The organism is Methylobacterium persicinum, assembly GCF_022179525.1.
Taxonomy (GTDB): Bacteria; Pseudomonadota; Alphaproteobacteria; order Rhizobiales; family Beijerinckiaceae; genus Methylobacterium; species Methylobacterium persicinum.
This window is the reverse complement of record NZ_BPQX01000043.1, coordinates 54712-72877: the sequence shown is the minus strand read 5'-3', so window position 1 is coordinate 72877 and position 18166 is coordinate 54712. Positions and strand designations below refer to the sequence as shown.

Sequence of the window (18166 nt, the reverse complement as noted above, 5' to 3'; positions counted from 1 at the left end):
TAGCCAATGATGGTTTTTGGCTTGAGGCTGCACAACGCTTCAGTGTTCGTATGGCTTGCAGCAGCCTCAAACCGTTCATTGAGCGATGGTTTAGCCGTTCAAGGCTTCACTGGCGATTAACCACGCCGGATTACTGCTAAACCGCGTATACGGCATCACAAGGAGCAGGATTGCCCGGATGAAACCGGATCATCCCGGAGGCGGGTTCGGCAGGCCACGAAACGCCACCCGATCCGCCGCCAAACCCGCGCCGCTCCGGACAGTCCTGACCGCAGCAGGGCTCGCCGCTGCCGGCCTCCTCGGTGCCGCCGAAGCGGGGGCCGACGCGCAATCCCTCTCCGAGACCATGCACTGGGCCCTGCGGTCGAGCTTCGACAAGAAGGCCGACGACGAGCGGCAGGCCGCGGCCGAGGCGCGGATGCTGAGCAGCTACGAGGCGTTCCTGCCCGAAGCGGCCTACGTCATCAATCACCGCCTCGACAGCACGATCCGCTACAAGCCCGATGTCTACACGGATCCTTCGAATCCGACCGGCACCGATACCGTGGGCCGGCGGCAGCCGAGCGGCGACGGCTTCCAGCTGACCCTGCCGCTCTTCGATGGGTTCCGGCGCTCCAACACCCTGGAGGCAGCCCGGAGCGCGGTCGCCGCGGGGCGCGGCCTGCAGGACGTGAAGACCCAGCAGATCCTCCTGGAAACCGCGAGCGCCTATTTGGCCGTGTTGCGCGACCGGGCGGTCGTCCGCCTGCGGGAGGCGGCCATCGCGGACGTGGCGAAGGTGGCCCGCAGCGTCGCGGCCCGCCGGGAGGTTCACGATGCCACCAATGCGGAGCTGGCGCTCGCCGAATCCCGGGTGATCGCGGCCCAGGCCGCCCTCGAACAGGCGCGGGCGAACCTGCTCGCCTCCGACGCCGAACTCGAACGGCTCGCCGGGCCCGACGCCAACCCGAGCGCACTGCCGGATGTCCCCAACCGGCTCCTGCCGAAGTCCCTGGACGAACTCCGCGCCGTGTTGCTCGGCGAGAGCCCCAGGCTCATTGCGGCCCGGCTCGACGCGGAATCCGCCGATTACCTCGCAAAGGCCGCCTATGCCCGCTTCTCGCCGCAGTTGAACCTTCAGTTCAATCACACGCGCCGGGGCTGGGTCTCGAACACGCCCTACAAGGTCGTCGACACGACGACCATGCTGCAGGCCGTCGTGCCCCTCTACCAGCCGGGCGAGTTCGGCGACCTCGCGAGGGACCAAGCGCTGGCCCGCCAGAAATCCTACGAGACCCTCGATCTCGAGCGCCGGGTGGTGGCCGAGGCGACGGTGGCCTTCACACAGCGCCGCTCTTCCCTGCAGCAGGTGGCCCAGGCGTCCGAGCGGGTGCGCAAGCTCATCCGCGCCGTGCAGGGCCGCCAGATGGAGCTTCGCCTCGGGACCATGACGATCCTGGACACACTCAACACCGTCGGCGAACTGGCCGATGCGCGGATCGCCAAGATCAATCTGGAATATTCGCGGGACCGGGCGACCTACGCCCTCGCCGCCGCGATGAACCGCCTGCGGGTCTGACCGCCTGCGGGGTGCGCCACGCGGTGAGGCGCGGCGCACCCCGACATGGCGAACGCGTCAGTACTTCCGCACGAGGGGCGCCGGGGCGGGGGCGGGCGGGGCACCGAAGGCATAGCGGAAGCCGACGGACACGATGTCGACGCTCGAATCGACTACCCCGGCGAAGGCGATATTGCCGACGTTGTAGTCACGCCCGAGGCCCGCCAGGATCCGCGACTTATCGAGGAAGAGGTGGGAATAGGCGACGTTGAGGGTCAGCTGCTCATTCCAGCGGTAGCTCGCGCCGACGTTCAGGCTGTAACGGTCGCCGTCGGGCAGGCGCACGGAGCGGTTGGTGAAGTCGATCGGCGAGGTCTCGTAGCCGAAGCCGGCCCGGAGGGTCAGGGCGGCATTCACGTCGTACTCGCCGCCGATGGAGTAGAGGAACCCGTCCTTGTACCGCAGAGGCAGGTCGTTGACCGGCACGCCGAGCGTCTTCGAGACGATCCCGATATCGCCGAGCCTCGACCAGTTGTCCCATTCGAAGCCGAGGGAGACCCGGGCGACCGGGCTCACCGCCTGAGTCAGGCCGACGCTGAGCTTGTCCGGGGTGTTCAGGCTGGCGCGCACCTGCCCCGCCACGAGGGCCAGGGCCACGAGGGGCACGCCGATGGAGCCGTCGATGTCGTGGTGGACCGAGGAGCGGTAGCCGACGCCGAACGCAGTGCCTTCCCACGGCGTGATGGTGGCGCCCGCCGTGAAGCCCACCCCCCAGGATTCGCCCTTCAGGAACGAGCTCGGATAGGTCTGCGGCAGGATGCCGGGGATCGGCAGGGCCTGCCGAAGGGTCAGCCGGAAATACTCGATGTTCGGCCCGGCGCCGACCGAAAGCCACTCGTTGACCTTGAAACCGACCACCGGGTTGATGGCGAGGGAGAAGATCCGCGACGACCGGCCATAGACCTCTCCGGACCACACCTGGTTCGGCTTGGTGGTCAGGCCGAACGGCGCATCCGTGGCAATGCCGAGCCAGAGGCGGTCGTTGATCTGGTAGGAGCTGGCGCCCGCCGGCAGGACCGCGCCCTGGCCGATCTCGCCCGAAGCGCCGAGCCGCGCGAAGGCCGGGTTGGTGCCCGTCGTCGGCGTGATGGTGGCGGAGGGACCGAGATAGGTCAGATTCTGCTCGGTAACGAACCCGGGCCGCATCGTGATGACGGCCGGGTTCCAGAACATCGACGACACACCGCCCGAGCCGGCCGCCGCGCCGGCGTAGCCCAGGCCCTGCGCTTCCGTGCTCTGCTCCCGGAGCCCGAACGCGCCCGCGAAGGCTGCCGTCCCGCAAGACAACGTCGCCGCCAAGGCTGCCGCCCCGATCCGGGCGCCACGCATCGTCCTCATCCCCATCCCTCCCCAAGATAAGCTTTGGATTCGCCTATTTTTAAGGCTTGTTGTTATGAATTTATTAAACTGATCGGAGCCCCGAGGCCAAAAAATTTCCGGCTCGAAGCATTCGCGTACCGGAACGACACAGACGGACAGTCAGTCCACTTCGCTGATCGACAGCCTTCCCTATAGGTCAAGACGCTGCCGAAAGCGGCACAAAAATGCAAGCTGGAAAGGCCACGCTCGGAACCGAGCCCACGCCGGAGGGCATGGGCTGTGGCATTTTCACGTCAGCCGGACCGGAGCGCCCCCCCTTGCGCAGACCTCACGTATCAGGATAGAAGTTGACGTATACGTTAAGTGAGATCGCAGGAACGAAGGCCCCACGTGAGGGCCGCCCGGCGGAGGGAGGGGGAAGGTGGCTGCTCATCGCACCCTAAAGCGCGGTTTCATGGCGCGCGCTCCGGCGTTGACGCTTCGCGCGCTCCGGGCATACGGTGGCTTCAAACTAGAGAAGGCCACCTGTGTCCGATACGCTGTACACAGTGACCCAGCTCGCCAACGACCTTGGTGTGACGGCGAGAACAGTCCGTTTTTACGAGGACAAGGCGCTCCTCAATCCGCGGCGGGCCGGCAACAACCGGGTGTATACGCACCGGGACCGGGCGCGGCTGATCCTGATTCTGCGCGGCAAGCGGCTCGGCTTCACCCTACGAGAGATCAAGGAATACCTCGACCTCTACGATGCCGACCCGACCCGGCAGGAGCAGATGCGCGCCCTGCTGAAGCGGGTGCAGGCCCGGCTCGACAGCCTGGTCGAGCAGGAAAAGGCCTTGGCAGAGACGATGGCCGAGTTACGCACTATTGCGCAGCAGACCGAGGCGGCCCTGGCGGCCCTCCCCGCCTCCGAGGCCCCGTCGAAGGTGCGCCGGGCGCGGTAGCGGTCCGCGGGGTTTCCTACCCGTCATCGCGCGCAAAGCGCAACGACCCAGGGCAGCAGGACACGCCACACCCTGGCAGACCCGGCATCAATCCCACCCATCCCCCTCATCCTGAGGTGCCGCTTCAGCGGCCTCGAAGGAGGGCTCCAGGATCCGCGCGCCGGCTGGAAGCCTCCTTCGAGGCTGCTTCGCAGCACCTCAGGATGAGGGCGGGAATGGACTCTTTCCGCATCCCCTACCCCCACACCCGTTCCGTGAGGACAGCATGACCGACGTGGTTATCGCGGGCTATGCCCGCTCGCCGTTCACCCCCGCCAAGAAGGGGGCGCTGGCCCGGGTCCGGCCGGACGACCTCGCCGCGCAGGTGGTGCGCAAGCTCGTCGCCGATGCCGGCATTCCCTCCGGGGACATCGAGGACCTGATCGTCGGCTGCGCCTTCCCCGAGGGCGAGCAGGGCTTCAACGTCGCCCGGCTGATCGGCCTGCTCGCGGACCTCGACCTCAGCGTCGGCGGCGTGACCGTGAACCGCTTCTGCGGCTCCTCCATGCAGTCGGTCCACATCGCCGCCGGGCAGATCATGCTCGGGGCCGGCGAGGCCTTCCTCTGTGCCGGCGTCGAGAGCATGAGCCGGGTGCCGATGATGGGTTTCAACCCGATGCCCAACCCGGCGCTGCACGAGACGCGCCCCGGCGCCTATATCGGCATGGGCGACACCGCCGAGAACGTCGCGCGCCGCTGGCAGATCACCCGCGCCGACCAGGAGGCCTTCGCCGTGGCGAGCCACCGCAAAGCCGCCGCCGCGCAGGCCGAGGGGCGGTTCACCGCCGAGATCGTGCCGATCGCCACCAAGGGCGGCACCGTCGGGGCCGACGGCTGCATCCGCGCCGATGCCAGCGCGGAAGGGCTCGCCGGGCTGAAGCCGGCCTTCCAGCAGGAGGGCACCGTCACCGCCGGCACCTCCTCGCCGCTCACCGACGGCGCCTCCGCCGTGCTGGTGTGCAGCGACGCCTATGCCCGCCGCGCCGGCCTGACGCCGCTGGCCCGGGTCGCGGCCATCGGCCTCTCGGGTTGCGAACCGGAGATCATGGGCATCGGCCCCGTCGCCGCCTCGAAGAAGGCGATGGCCCGGGCCGGCATCACCGCCGACGCGCTCGGCGTCGTCGAGCTGAACGAGGCTTTCGCCGCCCAGGCCATCGCCTGCATCCGCGACCTCGGCCTGCGGGAGGAGACCGTCAACATCGACGGCGGCGCCATCGCGCTCGGCCACCCGCTCGGTGCCACCGGCGCGCGCATCGTCGGCAAGGCCGCCGCCCTGCTCGCCCGCGAGGGCGGCCGCTACGCGCTGGCCACCCAGTGCATCGGCGGCGGCCAGGGCATCGCCACCCTTCTGGAGCGCATCTGATGATCGGGATCCGCAAAGTCGCCGTCATCGGCGCCGGGGTCATGGGCTCCGGCATCGCCGCCCACGTCGCCAACGCCGGCGTGCCGGTGCTCCTGATGGACATCGTCCCCGAGGGCGCCGCAGACCGGGACGGCCTCGCCAGGGGCGCCATCGCCAAGATGCTGAAGACGGAGCCCGCCGCCTTCATGTCGCCCCGGGCCGCCAAGCTCGTCGAGGCGTGCAACGTCGAAGACCATCTCGACCGGTTGGCGGACGTCGATTGGATCATCGAGGTGGTGATCGAGCGCCTCGACGCGAAGCAGGCCCTCTACAGGCGCATCGACGCGGTGCGCCGGCCAGGCACGGCGGTTTCGTCCAACACCTCGACCATTCCGCTCGACGCGCTGATCCAGGGGATGCCGGAAGCCTTCGCGAAGGACTTTCTGATCACCCACTTCTTCAACCCGCCGCGCTACATGCGGCTGCTCGAAGTCGTCACCGGCCCGAAGACCGATCCGGCGCTCGCCGCGACGGTGACGGATTTCGCCGACCGCAAGCTCGGCAAGAGCGTCGTCGCCTGCAAGGACCGGCCGGGCTTCATCGCCAACCGGCTCGGCATCTTCTGGATCCAGAACGCCATCGCGGCGGCCGATGACCTCGGCGTGCCGGTGGAGGAGGCGGACGCCGTGATGGGCCGCCCCTTCGGTATCCCCAAGACCGGCGTTTTCGGCCTCGTGGATCTGGTGGGGCTCGACCTGATCCCCCACACCACCAAGAGCCTGCGGGCGGCCCTGCCGGCGGAGGACGCGTTCCACGCGACCTACCGCGAGATGCCGTTGGTCACGAAGCTGATCGCGGAGGGCTATACCGGCCGCAAGGGCAAGGGCGGGTTCTACCGCCTGAACCGCACGAACGGGCAGAAGTCCAAGGAGGCCGTCGACCTCAAGACCGGCGCCTACCGGCCCTCCGCCAAGGCGGACCTACCCGAGTTGAAGGAGGCGAAGGGCCCCCGTGCGGTGCTCGACCTCAAGGGCCGCATCGGCGCCTACGCCTGGACGGTGATCGGCCCGACGCTCGCCTACGCCGCCGGGCTCGTGGGCGAGGCGAGCGACGAGATCGCCGCCATCGATGAGGCCATGCGCCTCGGCTACAACTGGAAGTGGGGTCCGTTCGAGCTGATCGACAAGATCGGCGGCGCCTACGTGGCCGAGCGGCTGGCGAAGGATGGATACTCCGTCCCGCCGATCCTGGCCGGTCTGAACGGCCGGAGCTTCTACCGCGTCGAGAACGACGAGCGGCAGGTCCTTACGACCGAGGGCGACTACAAAAAAATCGTGCGCCCCGAGGGCGTGCTGCGGCTGGAGGACATCAAGCTTTCTGCCAAGCCGCTGCTCAAGAACGGCTCGGCCGCCCTGTGGGACATCGGCGACGGTGTGGTGTGCTTCGAGTTCACCTCGCAGGCGAACGCCCTCGATGAGCAGATCATGGTCCTGCTCGGCAAGACCATCAAGCTCGTGAAGTCCCAATACAAGGCGCTCGTCGTCTACAACGAGGGCTCGAACTTCTCAGTCGGCGCGAATCTCGGCCTCGCCCTGTTCGCCGCCAACATCGCCGCCTGGGGCGAGATCGAGAAATTGGTTTCCCTCGGCCAGCAGACCTACAGCCAACTGAAATACGCCCCGTTCCCGGTGGTCAGCGCGCCCGCCGGCATGGCGCTCGGCGGCGGCTGCGAGATCCTCCTGCACAGCGATGCGGTGCAGGCCCATGCCGAGACCTATATCGGCCTCGTGGAAGCCGGGGTCGGCCTCGTGCCGGGCTGGGGCGGCTGCAAGGAGATGCTGGCCCGCTGGCAGAGCGCGCCCAAGCTGCCGAAGGGCCCGATGCCCGCCGCCGCCAAGGTGTTCGAGACGATCTCGACCGCCACCGTCGCCAAGTCGGCGGAGGAGGCCCGCGACCTCCTGTTCCTGCGCGAGAGCGACGGCATCACCATGAACCGCGACCGGCTTCTCGCCGACGCCAAGGCCAAGGCCCTGTCCCTGGTGGAGGGCTATGAACCGCGCAAGCCTGTCTCCCTCACCCTCCCGGGCCCCGCCGGCGCCCTCGCCATGCGGATGGCGGCGGAGGGCTTTGCCCGGCGGGGCATCGCCACCACGCACGACCTCGTGGTGGCGGGGGAACTCGCCACCGTCCTGTCCGGGGGCGAGGCGGACATCCTCGACACCGTCGAGGAAGACGCGATCCTCGACCTCGAGCGGGACAGCTTCATGCGCCTCGTGCGGACGGAGGCGACCCTCGACCGGTTCGAGAGCGTGATCGAAACCGGCCGCCCGGTGAGGAACTGACGCGATGCAGACCTACAAGGCTCCCCTGCGCGACATGCGCTTCGTGCTGAACGAACTGCACGGCAGTGCCGAGGCCCTGCCGGGCCACGAGGACTTCACCCCCGACATCGCCGACGCCATCCTGGAAGAGGCGTCGAAATTCTGCACCGAGCGTCTGCTGCCGCTGAACGCCTCGGGCGACGAGGAAGGCTGCCGCCTGGAGAACGGCGTGGTGCGCACGCCGAAGGGCTTTCCGGAAGCCTACAAGGCGTTCCGGGAAGGCGGTTGGACCGCCATGGGCGCGGACCCGGCCTATGGCGGCCAGGGCCTGCCGGCGGGCATCAACAAGCTGGTCGAGGAGATGATCTGCTCGACCAACCTGTCCTTCGGACTCTATCCCGGCCTCAGCCACGGCGCCTATCAGGCGATCGAAGGCCACGCCTCGGAGGAGCTGAAGGCGGCCTACCTGCCCAAGCTCGTGGACGGGACGTGGTCGGGCACGATGTGCCTGACGGAAGCCCATTGCGGCACCGATCTCGGCCTCCTGCGGACCAAGGCCGTGCCGCAGGGCGACGGCTCTTTTGCGATCACCGGGTCGAAGATCTTCATCTCGGCCGGCGACCACGACCTCACGGAGAATATCGTCCACCTGGTCCTGGCAAAGCTCCCCGACGCGCCGAAGGGCGTGAAGGGTATCAGCCTGTTCCTGGTGCCGAAGTACCTGCCCCGGGCGGACGGCACGCCGGGCGAGCGCAACGGCGTCACCTGTAGCGCCCTCGAACATAAGATGGGCATCAAGGCCTCGGCCACCTGCCAGCTCTCCTTCGACGACGCCAAGGGCTGGCTCGTCGGCGAGCCGCACAAGGGCATGCGCGCGATGTTCACGATGATGAACAGCGAGCGCCTGTCGGTCGGCATCCAGGGGCTCGGCGCGGGGGAAGCCGCCTACCAGGGCGCCGTCGCCTACGCGAAGGAGCGGCTCCAGGGCCGGTCCCTCGTCGGGACCAAGCGGCCGGACCTGCCCGCCGACCCGATCATCGTCCACCCGGACGTCCGGCGGATGCTGATGACGATCCGGGCCTACAACGAGGGCTGCCGGGCGCTGGGCGCCTGGGTCGCCCGCAGCCTCGACGTGATGGAGCACCATCCCGACCCGGCCGAGCGGCGCCGGGCGGAGGATTTCTCCGCGCTGATGACGCCGATCGTGAAGGCGCTCTTCACCGATCTCGGCTACGAGGCAGCGAGCATCGGCATGCAGGTCTATGGCGGCCACGGCTTCATCCGCGACCACGGCATGGAGCAGTATGTCCGCGATGCCCGGATCTCGATGATCTACGAAGGCACCAACGGCATTCAGGCCCTCGACCTCGTCGGCCGCAAGCTCCCGGCCCACGCCGGACGCTACCTGAGGAGCTTCTTCCACCCGGTCCTCGCCGGCCTGGACGAAGCCCTGGAGGACGAGGCCCTGTCGCCCCTGGCCCAGCCGCTCGCCAAGGCGTTCGGCGCGCTCCAGCTCGCCACCGCCCACATCGCCCAGCGGGGGATGAAGGACCCGGAGGAGGCGGGCGCCGCCGCCACCGAGTACCTGCGCCTGTTCGGGCTGGTGGCGCTGGGCTTCATGTGGCTGCGCTCGGCCAAGGTAGCCCACACGGCCCTGGCCGCTGGCACGGGCGAGCGGGACTTCTACGAGGCGAAGCTCACCACCGCCCGCTTCTACATGGAGCGCATCCTGCCCCAGGTGGCGGGCCTGCTGGCGGCGGTGAAATCGGGCAAGGGCGCGATGATGGCGCTGGACGAGGCGATGTTCTGAGAGGGCAGGCCTGAAACCTTCTCCGTCATTGCGAACGCAGTGAAGCAATCCAGGGACGCGGGCCGTTGCCGAGCGTGGCGCCGGCCCTGGATGGCTTCGCTCTCGCTCGCAATGACGATGAGCCGAGACGAGAGTGGAGTGAAACGAATGGCGGAACTCGGGCAACTGGTCGACGCGATCGAGGAGCGGTCGGACGCCCTGAACAGCCTCGGCTACCGGGTGCGGTTCGACCTCACCGACGGCGGCAGCATCCTCGTGGACGCCACCGGCGGCAAGGTGGACGTCTCCACCGTGGAGGGCGGCGAGGCCGATACGGTGATGAAGCTCAGCTCCGACAACCTGCTCAAGCTGGTGCAGGGCAAGCTCAACCCGATGATCGCCTTCTCCACCGGCCGGCTGAAGGTCCAGGGCTCGCAGGGTGTGGCGATGAAGCTCGCCGGGCTGTTGGACGGATAGAGCCGTCGATTCTTCCCTTCCTCCGCCTCATCCTGAGGTGCCGCGAAGCGGCCTCGAAGGAGGGCTCCAGGAAACGCGTGAGACCTGGAGCCCTCCTTCGAGGCCGTCGCATTGCGACGGCACCTCAGGATGAGGGAGAGGATGGGAATCGAGGTTGGGCGTCGCAGGGGGACTCCCCGGCGCAACTCAGTCAAGGTCGGTTCTAGACCCGCGCCCAGTCCCGCAGATCCGCGACGAACAGGTCGGGGACCTCCATCGCCGCGAAATGGCCGCCGCGGGGCATGTCCCGCCAGCGGGTCACCGCGTAGCCGCGCTCCACCCATTCCCGCGGCGGCGGGGCGGTGCGCGGATCGGGATAGGCGGCGAAGGCGGTGGGGACCGCGACGCGGGCACCCTTGGGCATCGTCCGGGCCCCTTCGGCCCGGGCGCCGGCATAATACCACGTGGCCGTCTCGAAGGAGTCGGTGAGGAGGTAGAACAGGGCGTTGGTGAGCAGCCTGTCGAGGGGGAAGACCTCCTCGAACGGGCGCTCGCGCAGGTCCGCCCAATCGTGGAAGCGCTCGACGAGCCATGCCAGCTGGGCCACCGGTTCGGCGGCCATGGCGTAAGCGAGCGAAAGGGGCTTCGTGCCCTGGAGGTCGGCATAGGCGCCGAGGCGGCTCTGGGCATCGTGGGCGGCCTTGCGCCACGCCTTCTCCGCCACGCTCTCCGGCTCAGCACCGGGCTGCACGAGCAGGTAGTTGAGATGGAGCGCCTGCAGGCTCGCCCCGTGGTCGAGGGCGAGCCACGCCGTCACGCCCGCCCCCCAATCGCCCCCCTGCGCCCGGTAGCGGGCATAGCCGAGCTCCTCCCGCATCAGCCGGTCGAACAGCCGCGCCGTGGTCCTGGGACCGATCGGCGCCTTGGGCTTGCCGGAGAAGCCGAAGCCCGGAAGCGCGGGCACGACCACGTCGAAGGCGTCCTCCGCCCGCCCGCCGTGCCGGGAGGGGAAGGCCAGGGGCTCGATGACCTCCCAGAATTCGTAGACCGAGCCGGGCCAGCCGTGCGTGAGGAGAAGCGGGCGCCGCCCCTCCGCCTCGCCGACGACATGCACCACGTGAATGTCGAGATCCTCGATCCGCGCCAGGAACTGCGGGAAACGATTCAGCTCGGCCGCCGCGGCGTCGTGATCGAACCCGTCGAGCCAGTGGGCGCAGAGCCCGGCCAGGAAGTCTGGATCGCAGCCGTAGCGCCAGCCGGCCCCCTCGGGCAGGCGCGGCATCCGGGTGGTCCGGATCTTGTCCCGCAGCCACGCGAGCCTGTCCGCATCCCAGGCGATGGTGAAGGGGCGCATGGTGTCTCCCTGTGCTGTCGCCCGGCACACCCGCTCGCGAGGACGGGATGGCCACCGGGTGCCTCATACAAATCGGGAGGGCGCCGTTGGGTTCGCGGGTCGTACCGATCCGGCCACGGTTTCGCCGAAGGGCGATCCCATGGAAGCCGCCTTGCACCCGCGTGAGCCCTGCCGTGCCCTACCCCCTCCCCCGCCTGCTCGCCGCCCTCGCCTTTACGGGCCTTGCGACCGTGGCCCAGGCCGAGCCCGTGCTCCAGACGATGGATGCGGCCAACACCCGCTTCTCGCCGCTGACCCAGATCGATGCGGGCAACGTCTCGCGCCTCAAGGTCGCCTGGACCTTCTCCACCGGGGTACTGCGGGGCCATGAGGGTGCGCCGATCGTGGTCGGCTCGGTGATGTACGTCCACACGCCCTTCCCGAACACGGTCTACGCCCTCGACCTCGCCCACGAGGGCAAGATCCTCTGGCGTTACAGCCCGCGGCAGGATCCCGGCGTCATCGCGGTGATGTGCTGCGACACGGTCCATCGCGGCCTCGCCTATGCGGACGGCCGGCTGTTCCTGCAGCAGGCGGATACGACCCTCGTCGCCCTCGACCCGGCGGACGGCAAGGTGCTCTGGTCGGTGCGGAACGGCGATCCCGGCCGGGGCGAGACCAACACCGCCACCGTCCTTCCGGTGAAGGGCAAGGTGATCGTCGGCCTCTCGGGCGGTGAATACGGCGCCCGCTGCCACGTCACCGCCTACGATCAGGCCACCGGCAAGCGAATCTGGCGCGCCTACGCCGTGGGTCCGGACGACGACATCCTGTTCGATCCGGAGACCACCACCGCCCTCGGCAAGCCGGTCGGCCGGGATTCGTCCCTGAAGACCTGGGAGGGCGACCAGTGGACAATCGGCGGGGGATGCGCCTGGGGGTGGTACGCCTACGACCCCGACCTGAACCTCGTCTATTATGGGACCAGCAACCCCTCGACCTGGAATCCGGCCCAGCGCCCCGGCGACAATGCCTGGGCCGAGGCGATCATCGCCCGCGACGCCGACACCGGGATCGCCCGCTGGGTCTACCAGATGACGCCCCACGACCAGTGGGACTTCGACGGGGTCAACGAGATGATCCTGACCGAGCAGGAGATCGCAGGCACCCGCCGCAAGGTGCTCACGCATTTCGACCGCAACGGCTTCGGCTACACCCTCGACCGCGCCACGGGCGCCCTGCTCGTGGCGGAGAAGTTCGATCCCAGCGTCAACTGGGCGCGCCGGATCGAACAAGATCCGGCCCGGCCCGGATACGGGCGGCCGGTGCTCGACACCCGGTTCGCCCCCGAGGAGCGCGGGGAGGAAGAGACCACCACCGGCATCTGCCCCGGAGCCCTCGGCACCAAGAACCAGCAGCCCGCGGCCTACTCGCCGACGACCGGCCTGTTCTACGTGCCCACCAACCACATGTGCATGGATTACGAGCCGTTCCGCGTCCGCTACGTGCCCGGCCAGCCCTATGTTGGCGCCACCCTGACCCTGCATCCGCCGGCCGGAGACACGCATACCGGCGCCTTCATCGCCTGGGACGGCGCGAGGGGACGGATCGTCTGGTCGAAGCCGGAGCCCTTCTCCGTCTGGTCCGGGGCGCTGGCGACCGCGGGGGGCGTCGTCTTTTACGGGACCCTGGAGGGCACCCTGAAGGCCGTGGATGCCCGCGACGGACGCGACCTCTACCGGTTCAAGACGCCCTCCGGCATCGTCGGCAACGTCACCACCTACACGTTCGCGGGCCGGCAATATGTAGCGGTCCTCTCGGGGGTCGGCGGATGGGCCGGGATCGGCCTCGCGGCCGGCCTGACGGACCCCGCCGACGGGTCCGGTGCGGTGGGCGGCTACGCGGCCCTGTCGCAGTACACCGCCACCGGGGGGCAACTCACGGTGTTCACCCTGCGGGATTAGCCCCCTGCTCTCCCGGGTTCCCGCGCACATAGCCGTGGGAGATCTGCCGCCCCCGCTCGCGGAGGGCCGAGTCGGCGGCGGCGAGGTCGCGCAGGGCATCCTCGACGACGTGGACCAGGGCCGCCCAGCCGTCCCGGTGGTGCACCCGGTAATAGGCCAGCGCGATGGTCTCCGCCTCCGTCGGCGTCCAGGCCGTCGCTGTCGATTCGCTCGCTGCCCCTCGCATCCCGCTCAACCTCCGCTAGAACATATCAAGAACAAAGCGGAGCAGGCGATTCGGTTCAAGGGGTCTGGGACAGAAGGCCCGAATCCCGGTGGACCGCTGTGGATCGAGGGGTAAAAGGCGAGTGCCGACGAGGCTTTACCGGTTCCATTGCGTCGGCCCGGGCGGCGATGCGATCTTCGATCTCCGGGGACGGCGCCTGCCGACCCTGGCTCAGGTGAGGGCCCATGCCGACCGGGTCGCCCTCGCCCACATGGAGGCGGGTGAGGCCGATTGGACCCGGTGGTTCGTCGATGTCCACGACGACAGGGGACGACGGACCCTCGTGCGCGCCTTCACAGCCGTCCGGCTACGGCCGGACCCGCTCCCCCGCGATGCCTGACCGGCCTGGCGGGGGCTTCGGATACGGGCCAGCGCAAGAGCAAGCCGCCCGGCGCCACGATTTTGAGGCAGGGCAATGCTGTTGATTTGGAACGTCTTTTTCGATCAGCCCAGCGGTCGCCTGCCCGGATCGGCCACCATCTCGCCTCAGTTCGGAGGCCGGTGTATCCCCGCCGACACAGTCATCCGGACCGTCTTCCGTTATAAATCAACCCGATCGGGACAGACTTCTGGGGATTGCCAAGTTATGAAGAGCCTCGTTACCTCGCTGGCCATGTTCACGGCGCTCACCGCCGCCGCGACCGCCGCCGACCTTCCGCGCCGCGCCCCGCCGCCGGTCTTCACGCCGGTGCCGGTCTTCACCTGGACGGGCTTCTACGCCGGTTTCAACGCCGGTTACGGCTTCGACGCCTCGTCGTCCTCCACCCCGACCGTGATCGGCGTGTCGCCGCAGAACAACCTGTTCGCCGCCGGCAACGTGCCCACCACCGGCGTCATCGCCTTCTCGAACACCCGCAACAACGAAGGCTTCGTTGGCGGTGGTCAGATCGGCTACAACTACCAGTTCACCCCGGGTTCGGGCGTGGTCGTCGGTATCGAAGCTGACGCCCAGTACGTCGACTTCGGCGCCCAGCGGAACCGCTTCTCCTTCGCTGCCCCGGCCGGCTCGACCCTGGTCCCCGGCGCCCTGGTGTACAACCCGAACGGCCTGTCGGGCCTCGACTACTTCGGCACCGTGCGCGGCCGCCTCGGCTACGCCTTCGACCGCACCCTCGTCTACGCCACGGGCGGCTTCGCCTACGGCTCCGGCGGCGGCCGTCAGTTCGGCACCGGCGTGTCCTCGAACGACTTCCAGACCGGCTACGCTGTCGGCGGCGGCATCGAGTACGCTCTCCCGACCGACTCGTTCCTGAACTTCTTCCGCTCCTCGGCCGTCACGCTGAAGGTCGAAGGCCTGTACGTGAACCTCGACCAGAGCCGGAACAACGCTGGCGCCTTCGCCAACAACAACTTCGGCACCCAGATCTCCACGACCACCCCGGGCGTGACCCTGGTTTCCGGCCCGGCCAACCTCCGCCGCAACACCACCGAGTTCGCCGTCGTCCGCGCCGGCGTGAACTACAAGTTCGGCACCTACTAAGATCCGACAACAACCCGGACCGACCCCGACTTGATCGGGCCGGTCTGAACTAGGGCACGGGGTTCTTCCCCGTGCCCTTTTTCGTTTCTGGCCTCGGCTGCCCCGGAGGGTACCCGCCCTGGAGCCGGAGAAACGATTGCGTGAGGGCCCATCTCCGCGGCGAGCCACGGCGATTGTCAGCCTATTTGTAGGAGTATAAAACCATCCTGTCCGGAACAGCCGTCGACGCACGGCATCGGGGAGGATGGTGCATGCAGGGCTGGAAAGCAGCGGTTCTCGGCGCCTGCACGGTTGCGGCGGCGGTGGGGGAAGCCAGCCGGGCACCGTTCGGAACACTGCCGGACGGTCGCCCCGTCGAGGAGGTGACCCTTTCCAACGGCACCCTCACCGCGCGGATCATCGCCTGGGGCGCCGCCCTCCGCGCCCTCCACGTCCCCGACCGGGATGGGCATGCGGCGGACGTGGTGCTCGGCTATGCCGATCTCGCCTCCTACCTCGACAAGCCGAACTATTTCGGCGCAAGCGTCGGCCGCTACGCCAACCGCATCCGGGACGGCCGATTCAGCCTGGACGGCAAGACCTACACCCTCGCCACCAACGACGGGCCGAACTCCCTCCACGGCGGCAAGGAGGGCTTCGACAAGAAGCTCTGGACCATCGCGCATCTCGAAGGCGGCGCCACCCCCTCGGTCACCCTGAGCTATGTCAGCCCGGATGGCGAGGAGGGCTATCCCGGCACCCTCACGGCCCGGGTCACCTACACACTCTCCGCCCCCGACACCCTGCGGATCGAGTACACGGCGACCACGGACAAGCCGACCGTCGTCAACCTGACGAACCACAGCTACTTCAACCTCGCCGGGGAAGGCTCGAGCCGCTCCGTCCTGGACCAGCGCGTCCTGATTCCGGCGGAGCAGTACACGCCGGTCGACGCCACCCAGATCCCAACGGGGGAGCGGGCGCCGGTGGCGGGCACCCCCTTCGACTTCCGCGCGCCGGAGGTGATCGACGCCCGGATCCGCGATGGGCGCGACGTCCAGATCGTCCGCGCCCACGGCTACGACCAGAACTTCGTCCTGGCCGATGCGCCGACCGACGCGCTTCACCTTGCCGGACGAGTCGAAGACCCGGCCTCGGGGCGCGTCCTTGAGGTGGCCACCACGGCACCGGGGGTGCAGTTCTACACGGGCAACATGCTCGACGCGACGGCGGTCGGGAAATCGGGCTTGGTCTACCGGCAATCGGATGGCCTCGCCCTGGAGCCGGAGCTGTTCCCCGACACGCCGAACCAGCCGGCCTTCGGCTCGGCCCGCCTCGATCCCGGCGGGACGTTCCGCAACGTGATCACCTACCGCTTTTCCACGCTGGCCCCCACCGATCGGACTGTCCGATGACCGACGCCCCCCACAAGCTCCGCTCCCGTGCCTGGTTCGACAACCCGGACAACATCGACATGACGGCGCTCTACCTGGAGCGCTACCTGAACTTCGGCCTCAGCCTGGACGAGCTGCGCTCGGGCAAGCCGATCATCGGCATCGCGCAGACGGGCTCCGACCTCTCGCCCTGCAACAGGCACCACCTCGTCCTGGCCGAGCGGATCCGCGAGGGCATCCGCGAGGCGGGCGGCATCGTGCTGGAATTCCCGGTCCACCCGATCCAGGAGACCGGCAAGCGGCCCACCGCCGGGCTGGATCGCAACCTCGCCTATCTCGGCCTCGTGGAACTGCTCTACGGCTACCCGCTCGACGGGGTGGTGCTCACCACCGGCTGCGACAAGACCACCCCGGCCTGCCTCATGGCGGCGGCGACCGTGAACATCCCGGCCATCGCCCTCTCCGTCGGGCCGATGCTCAACGGCTGGTACAAGGGCCAGCGGACGGGGTCGGGCACCATCGTCTGGCGGGCCCGGGAGATGCTCGCGGCGGGGGAGATCGACCATGACGGCTTCATCAAGCTCGTGACCTCGTCGGCGCCCTCCACCGGGTTCTGCAACACGATGGGTACGGCGACCACCATGAACACCCTGGCTGAGGCGCTGGGCATGATGCTCCCGGGCACGGCCGCGATCCCGGCCCCCTACCGGGACCGGCAGGAAGCGGCCTACCGCACCGGCAAGCGCATCGTGGAGATGGTGGCCGAAGACCTGAAGCCCTCGGACATCCTCACCCGCGACGCGTTCCTCAACGCCATCGTCGTCAACTCGGCCATCGGCGGCTCGACCAACGCCCCGATCCACCTCGCGGCCATCGCCCGCCATGTCGGCACCGAACTGGACGTGACCGACTGGCAGACCCACGGCCTCGACGTGCCGCTCCTCGTCAACCTGCAGCCGGCGGGCACCTACTTGGCCGAGGACTACTACCGGGCCGGCAGCCTGCCCGCGGTGGTCGCCCAGCTGATGGAAAGCGGCCTGATCCGGGAGGGCGCCCTCACGGTCAACGGCCGGTCGATCGGCGACAATTGCCGGGGCGTCGCCATCGAAGACGAGGACGTGATCCGGCCCTTCGACAGGCCGCTCAAGGAGGCGGCGGGCTTCCTCGTGCTGAAGGGCAATCTCTTCGACGCGGCGATCATGAAGACCAGCGTGATCGGCGAGGAATTCCGGACGCGCTACCTCTCGAACCCCGACGACCCGGATGCGTTCGAAGGCCGTGTCGTCGTGTTCGACGGCCCGGAGGATTACCATCACCGCATCGACGACCCGTCCCTCGATATCGACGAGGACACGCTCCTCGTGATGCGCGGGGCCGGGCCGGTGGGCTACCCCGGCGCCGCCGAGGTGGTGAACATGCGGCCCCCCGCCCACCTCATCAAGGCCGGCGTCTTCGCCCTCCCCTGCCTCGGGGATGGACGGCAATCGGGCACCTCCGCCTCGCCCTCGATCCTGAACGCCTCGCCCGAGGCGGCGGCCGGGGGCGGCCTCGCCCTCCTGCGCACGGGCGACCGGGTGCGGATCGACCTGCGCCGCGGCACCGCGGACATGCTGCTGCCGGAAGAGGAAATCGCCGCGCGCCGCAAGGCTTTGGAGGCGGCGGGTGGCTTCGCCTACCCCGCATCGCAGACGCCGTGGCAGGCGATGCAGCGGGCCGTCGTCGGCCAGATGCATACGGGCGCCATCCTGGAAGGCGCCGAGGCGTTCCAGCGCATCGCCCAGACCAAAGGCCTGCCGCGGGACAACCATTGAAGCATTTTCCGCCGAATTGAGTGCCAGTTCGGCGCTATAAAATGCAGCAAAAACGTTAGTCTAGAGCGTTTCCTGTGATCCAAGGATTACAGGAAACGCTCTCGCGCCGCTCTCGATCGGGTTACGCCGGGT

14 protein-coding genes are annotated in these 18166 nt (G+C 68.7%); 11 read left to right on the top strand and 3 right to left on the bottom strand.

Annotation, left to right across the window (positions count from 1 at the left end; genetic code table 11):
* The first annotated feature begins 178 nt into the window (after positions 1–178).
* On the top strand, positions 179–1558 hold the full coding sequence (locus tag MFF22_RS18355) for a TolC family protein (protein ID WP_238250589.1): 1380 nt from the start codon (positions 179–181) through the stop codon (positions 1556–1558).
* Between the two features lie 57 nt (positions 1559–1615).
* Here the strand turns inward: MFF22_RS18355 and MFF22_RS18350 are convergent, their stop codons facing one another.
* Positions 1616–2935: an OmpP1/FadL family transporter gene (locus MFF22_RS18350; protein WP_238250579.1), complete on the bottom strand. Its 1320-nt coding sequence runs from the start codon at positions 2933–2935 to the stop codon at positions 1616–1618.
* Between the two features lie 509 nt (positions 2936–3444).
* Here MFF22_RS18350 and MFF22_RS18345 point away from each other — a divergent pair.
* From MFF22_RS18345 to MFF22_RS18325, 5 genes are all read left to right on the top strand, one after another.
* Positions 3445–3861, top strand: a complete 417-nt coding sequence (locus tag MFF22_RS18345) for a MerR family transcriptional regulator (protein WP_238250577.1) — start codon at positions 3445–3447, stop codon at positions 3859–3861.
* 265 nt (positions 3862–4126) lie between these two features.
* A complete protein-coding gene (locus MFF22_RS18340) occupies positions 4127–5263 on the top strand; it encodes a thiolase family protein (protein WP_238250575.1) in 1137 nt (378 codons plus the stop codon).
* A complete protein-coding gene (locus MFF22_RS18335; protein WP_238250567.1) occupies positions 5263–7584 on the top strand; it encodes a 3-hydroxyacyl-CoA dehydrogenase/enoyl-CoA hydratase family protein in 2322 nt (773 codons plus the stop codon). The genes MFF22_RS18340 and MFF22_RS18335 overlap by 1 nt, the downstream gene beginning before the upstream one ends.
* Before the next feature lie 4 nt (positions 7585–7588).
* A complete protein-coding gene (locus tag MFF22_RS18330; protein ID WP_238250565.1) occupies positions 7589–9373 on the top strand; it encodes an acyl-CoA dehydrogenase C-terminal domain-containing protein in 1785 nt (594 codons plus the stop codon).
* 147 nt (positions 9374–9520) lie between these two features.
* On the top strand, positions 9521–9829 hold the full coding sequence (locus MFF22_RS18325) for an SCP2 sterol-binding domain-containing protein (protein WP_238250563.1): 309 nt from the start codon (positions 9521–9523) through the stop codon (positions 9827–9829).
* 202 nt (positions 9830–10031) lie between these two features.
* Here MFF22_RS18325 and MFF22_RS18320 read toward each other — a convergent pair whose 3' ends face one another.
* The gene (locus tag MFF22_RS18320) at positions 10032–11162 is read right to left on the bottom strand and encodes an epoxide hydrolase family protein (protein WP_238250561.1); all 1131 of its coding nucleotides are present in this window, start codon (positions 11160–11162) and stop codon (positions 10032–10034) included.
* Positions 11163–11356: 194 nt separating this feature from the next.
* Here MFF22_RS18320 and MFF22_RS18315 point away from each other — a divergent pair, with 194 nt between their 5' ends.
* Positions 11357–13105: a methanol/ethanol family PQQ-dependent dehydrogenase gene (locus MFF22_RS18315; protein ID WP_238250696.1), complete on the top strand. Its 1749-nt coding sequence runs from the start codon at positions 11357–11359 to the stop codon at positions 13103–13105.
* Here the strand turns inward: MFF22_RS18315 and MFF22_RS18310 are convergent.
* Positions 13089–13331 (bottom strand): hypothetical protein, encoded by a 243-nt coding sequence (locus MFF22_RS18310; protein WP_238250559.1) that lies wholly within the window; start codon positions 13329–13331, stop codon positions 13089–13091. The genes MFF22_RS18315 and MFF22_RS18310 overlap by 17 nt on opposite strands.
* A 121-nt stretch (positions 13332–13452) precedes the next feature.
* Between MFF22_RS18310 and MFF22_RS18305 the strand changes: the two genes are divergently transcribed.
* The 4 genes from MFF22_RS18305 (at position 13453) to MFF22_RS18290 (ending at position 18034) form a co-directional block, all read left to right on the top strand.
* A complete protein-coding gene (locus MFF22_RS18305) occupies positions 13453–13710 on the top strand; it encodes a DUF6894 family protein (protein ID WP_238250557.1) in 258 nt (85 codons plus the stop codon).
* A gap of 246 nt (positions 13711–13956) precedes the next feature.
* Complete coding sequence (locus MFF22_RS18300) at positions 13957–14850, top strand: outer membrane protein (RefSeq protein WP_238250555.1); 894 nt, start codon at positions 13957–13959, stop codon at positions 14848–14850.
* 251 nt (positions 14851–15101) lie between these two features.
* Positions 15102–16244: an aldose epimerase family protein gene (locus MFF22_RS18295; RefSeq protein WP_238250554.1), complete on the top strand. Its 1143-nt coding sequence runs from the start codon at positions 15102–15104 to the stop codon at positions 16242–16244.
* A complete protein-coding gene (locus tag MFF22_RS18290; RefSeq protein WP_238250552.1) occupies positions 16241–18034 on the top strand; it encodes an IlvD/Edd family dehydratase in 1794 nt (597 codons plus the stop codon). Before MFF22_RS18295 ends, MFF22_RS18290 begins: the two co-directional genes overlap by 4 nt.
* Positions 18035–18166 lie beyond the last annotated feature (132 nt).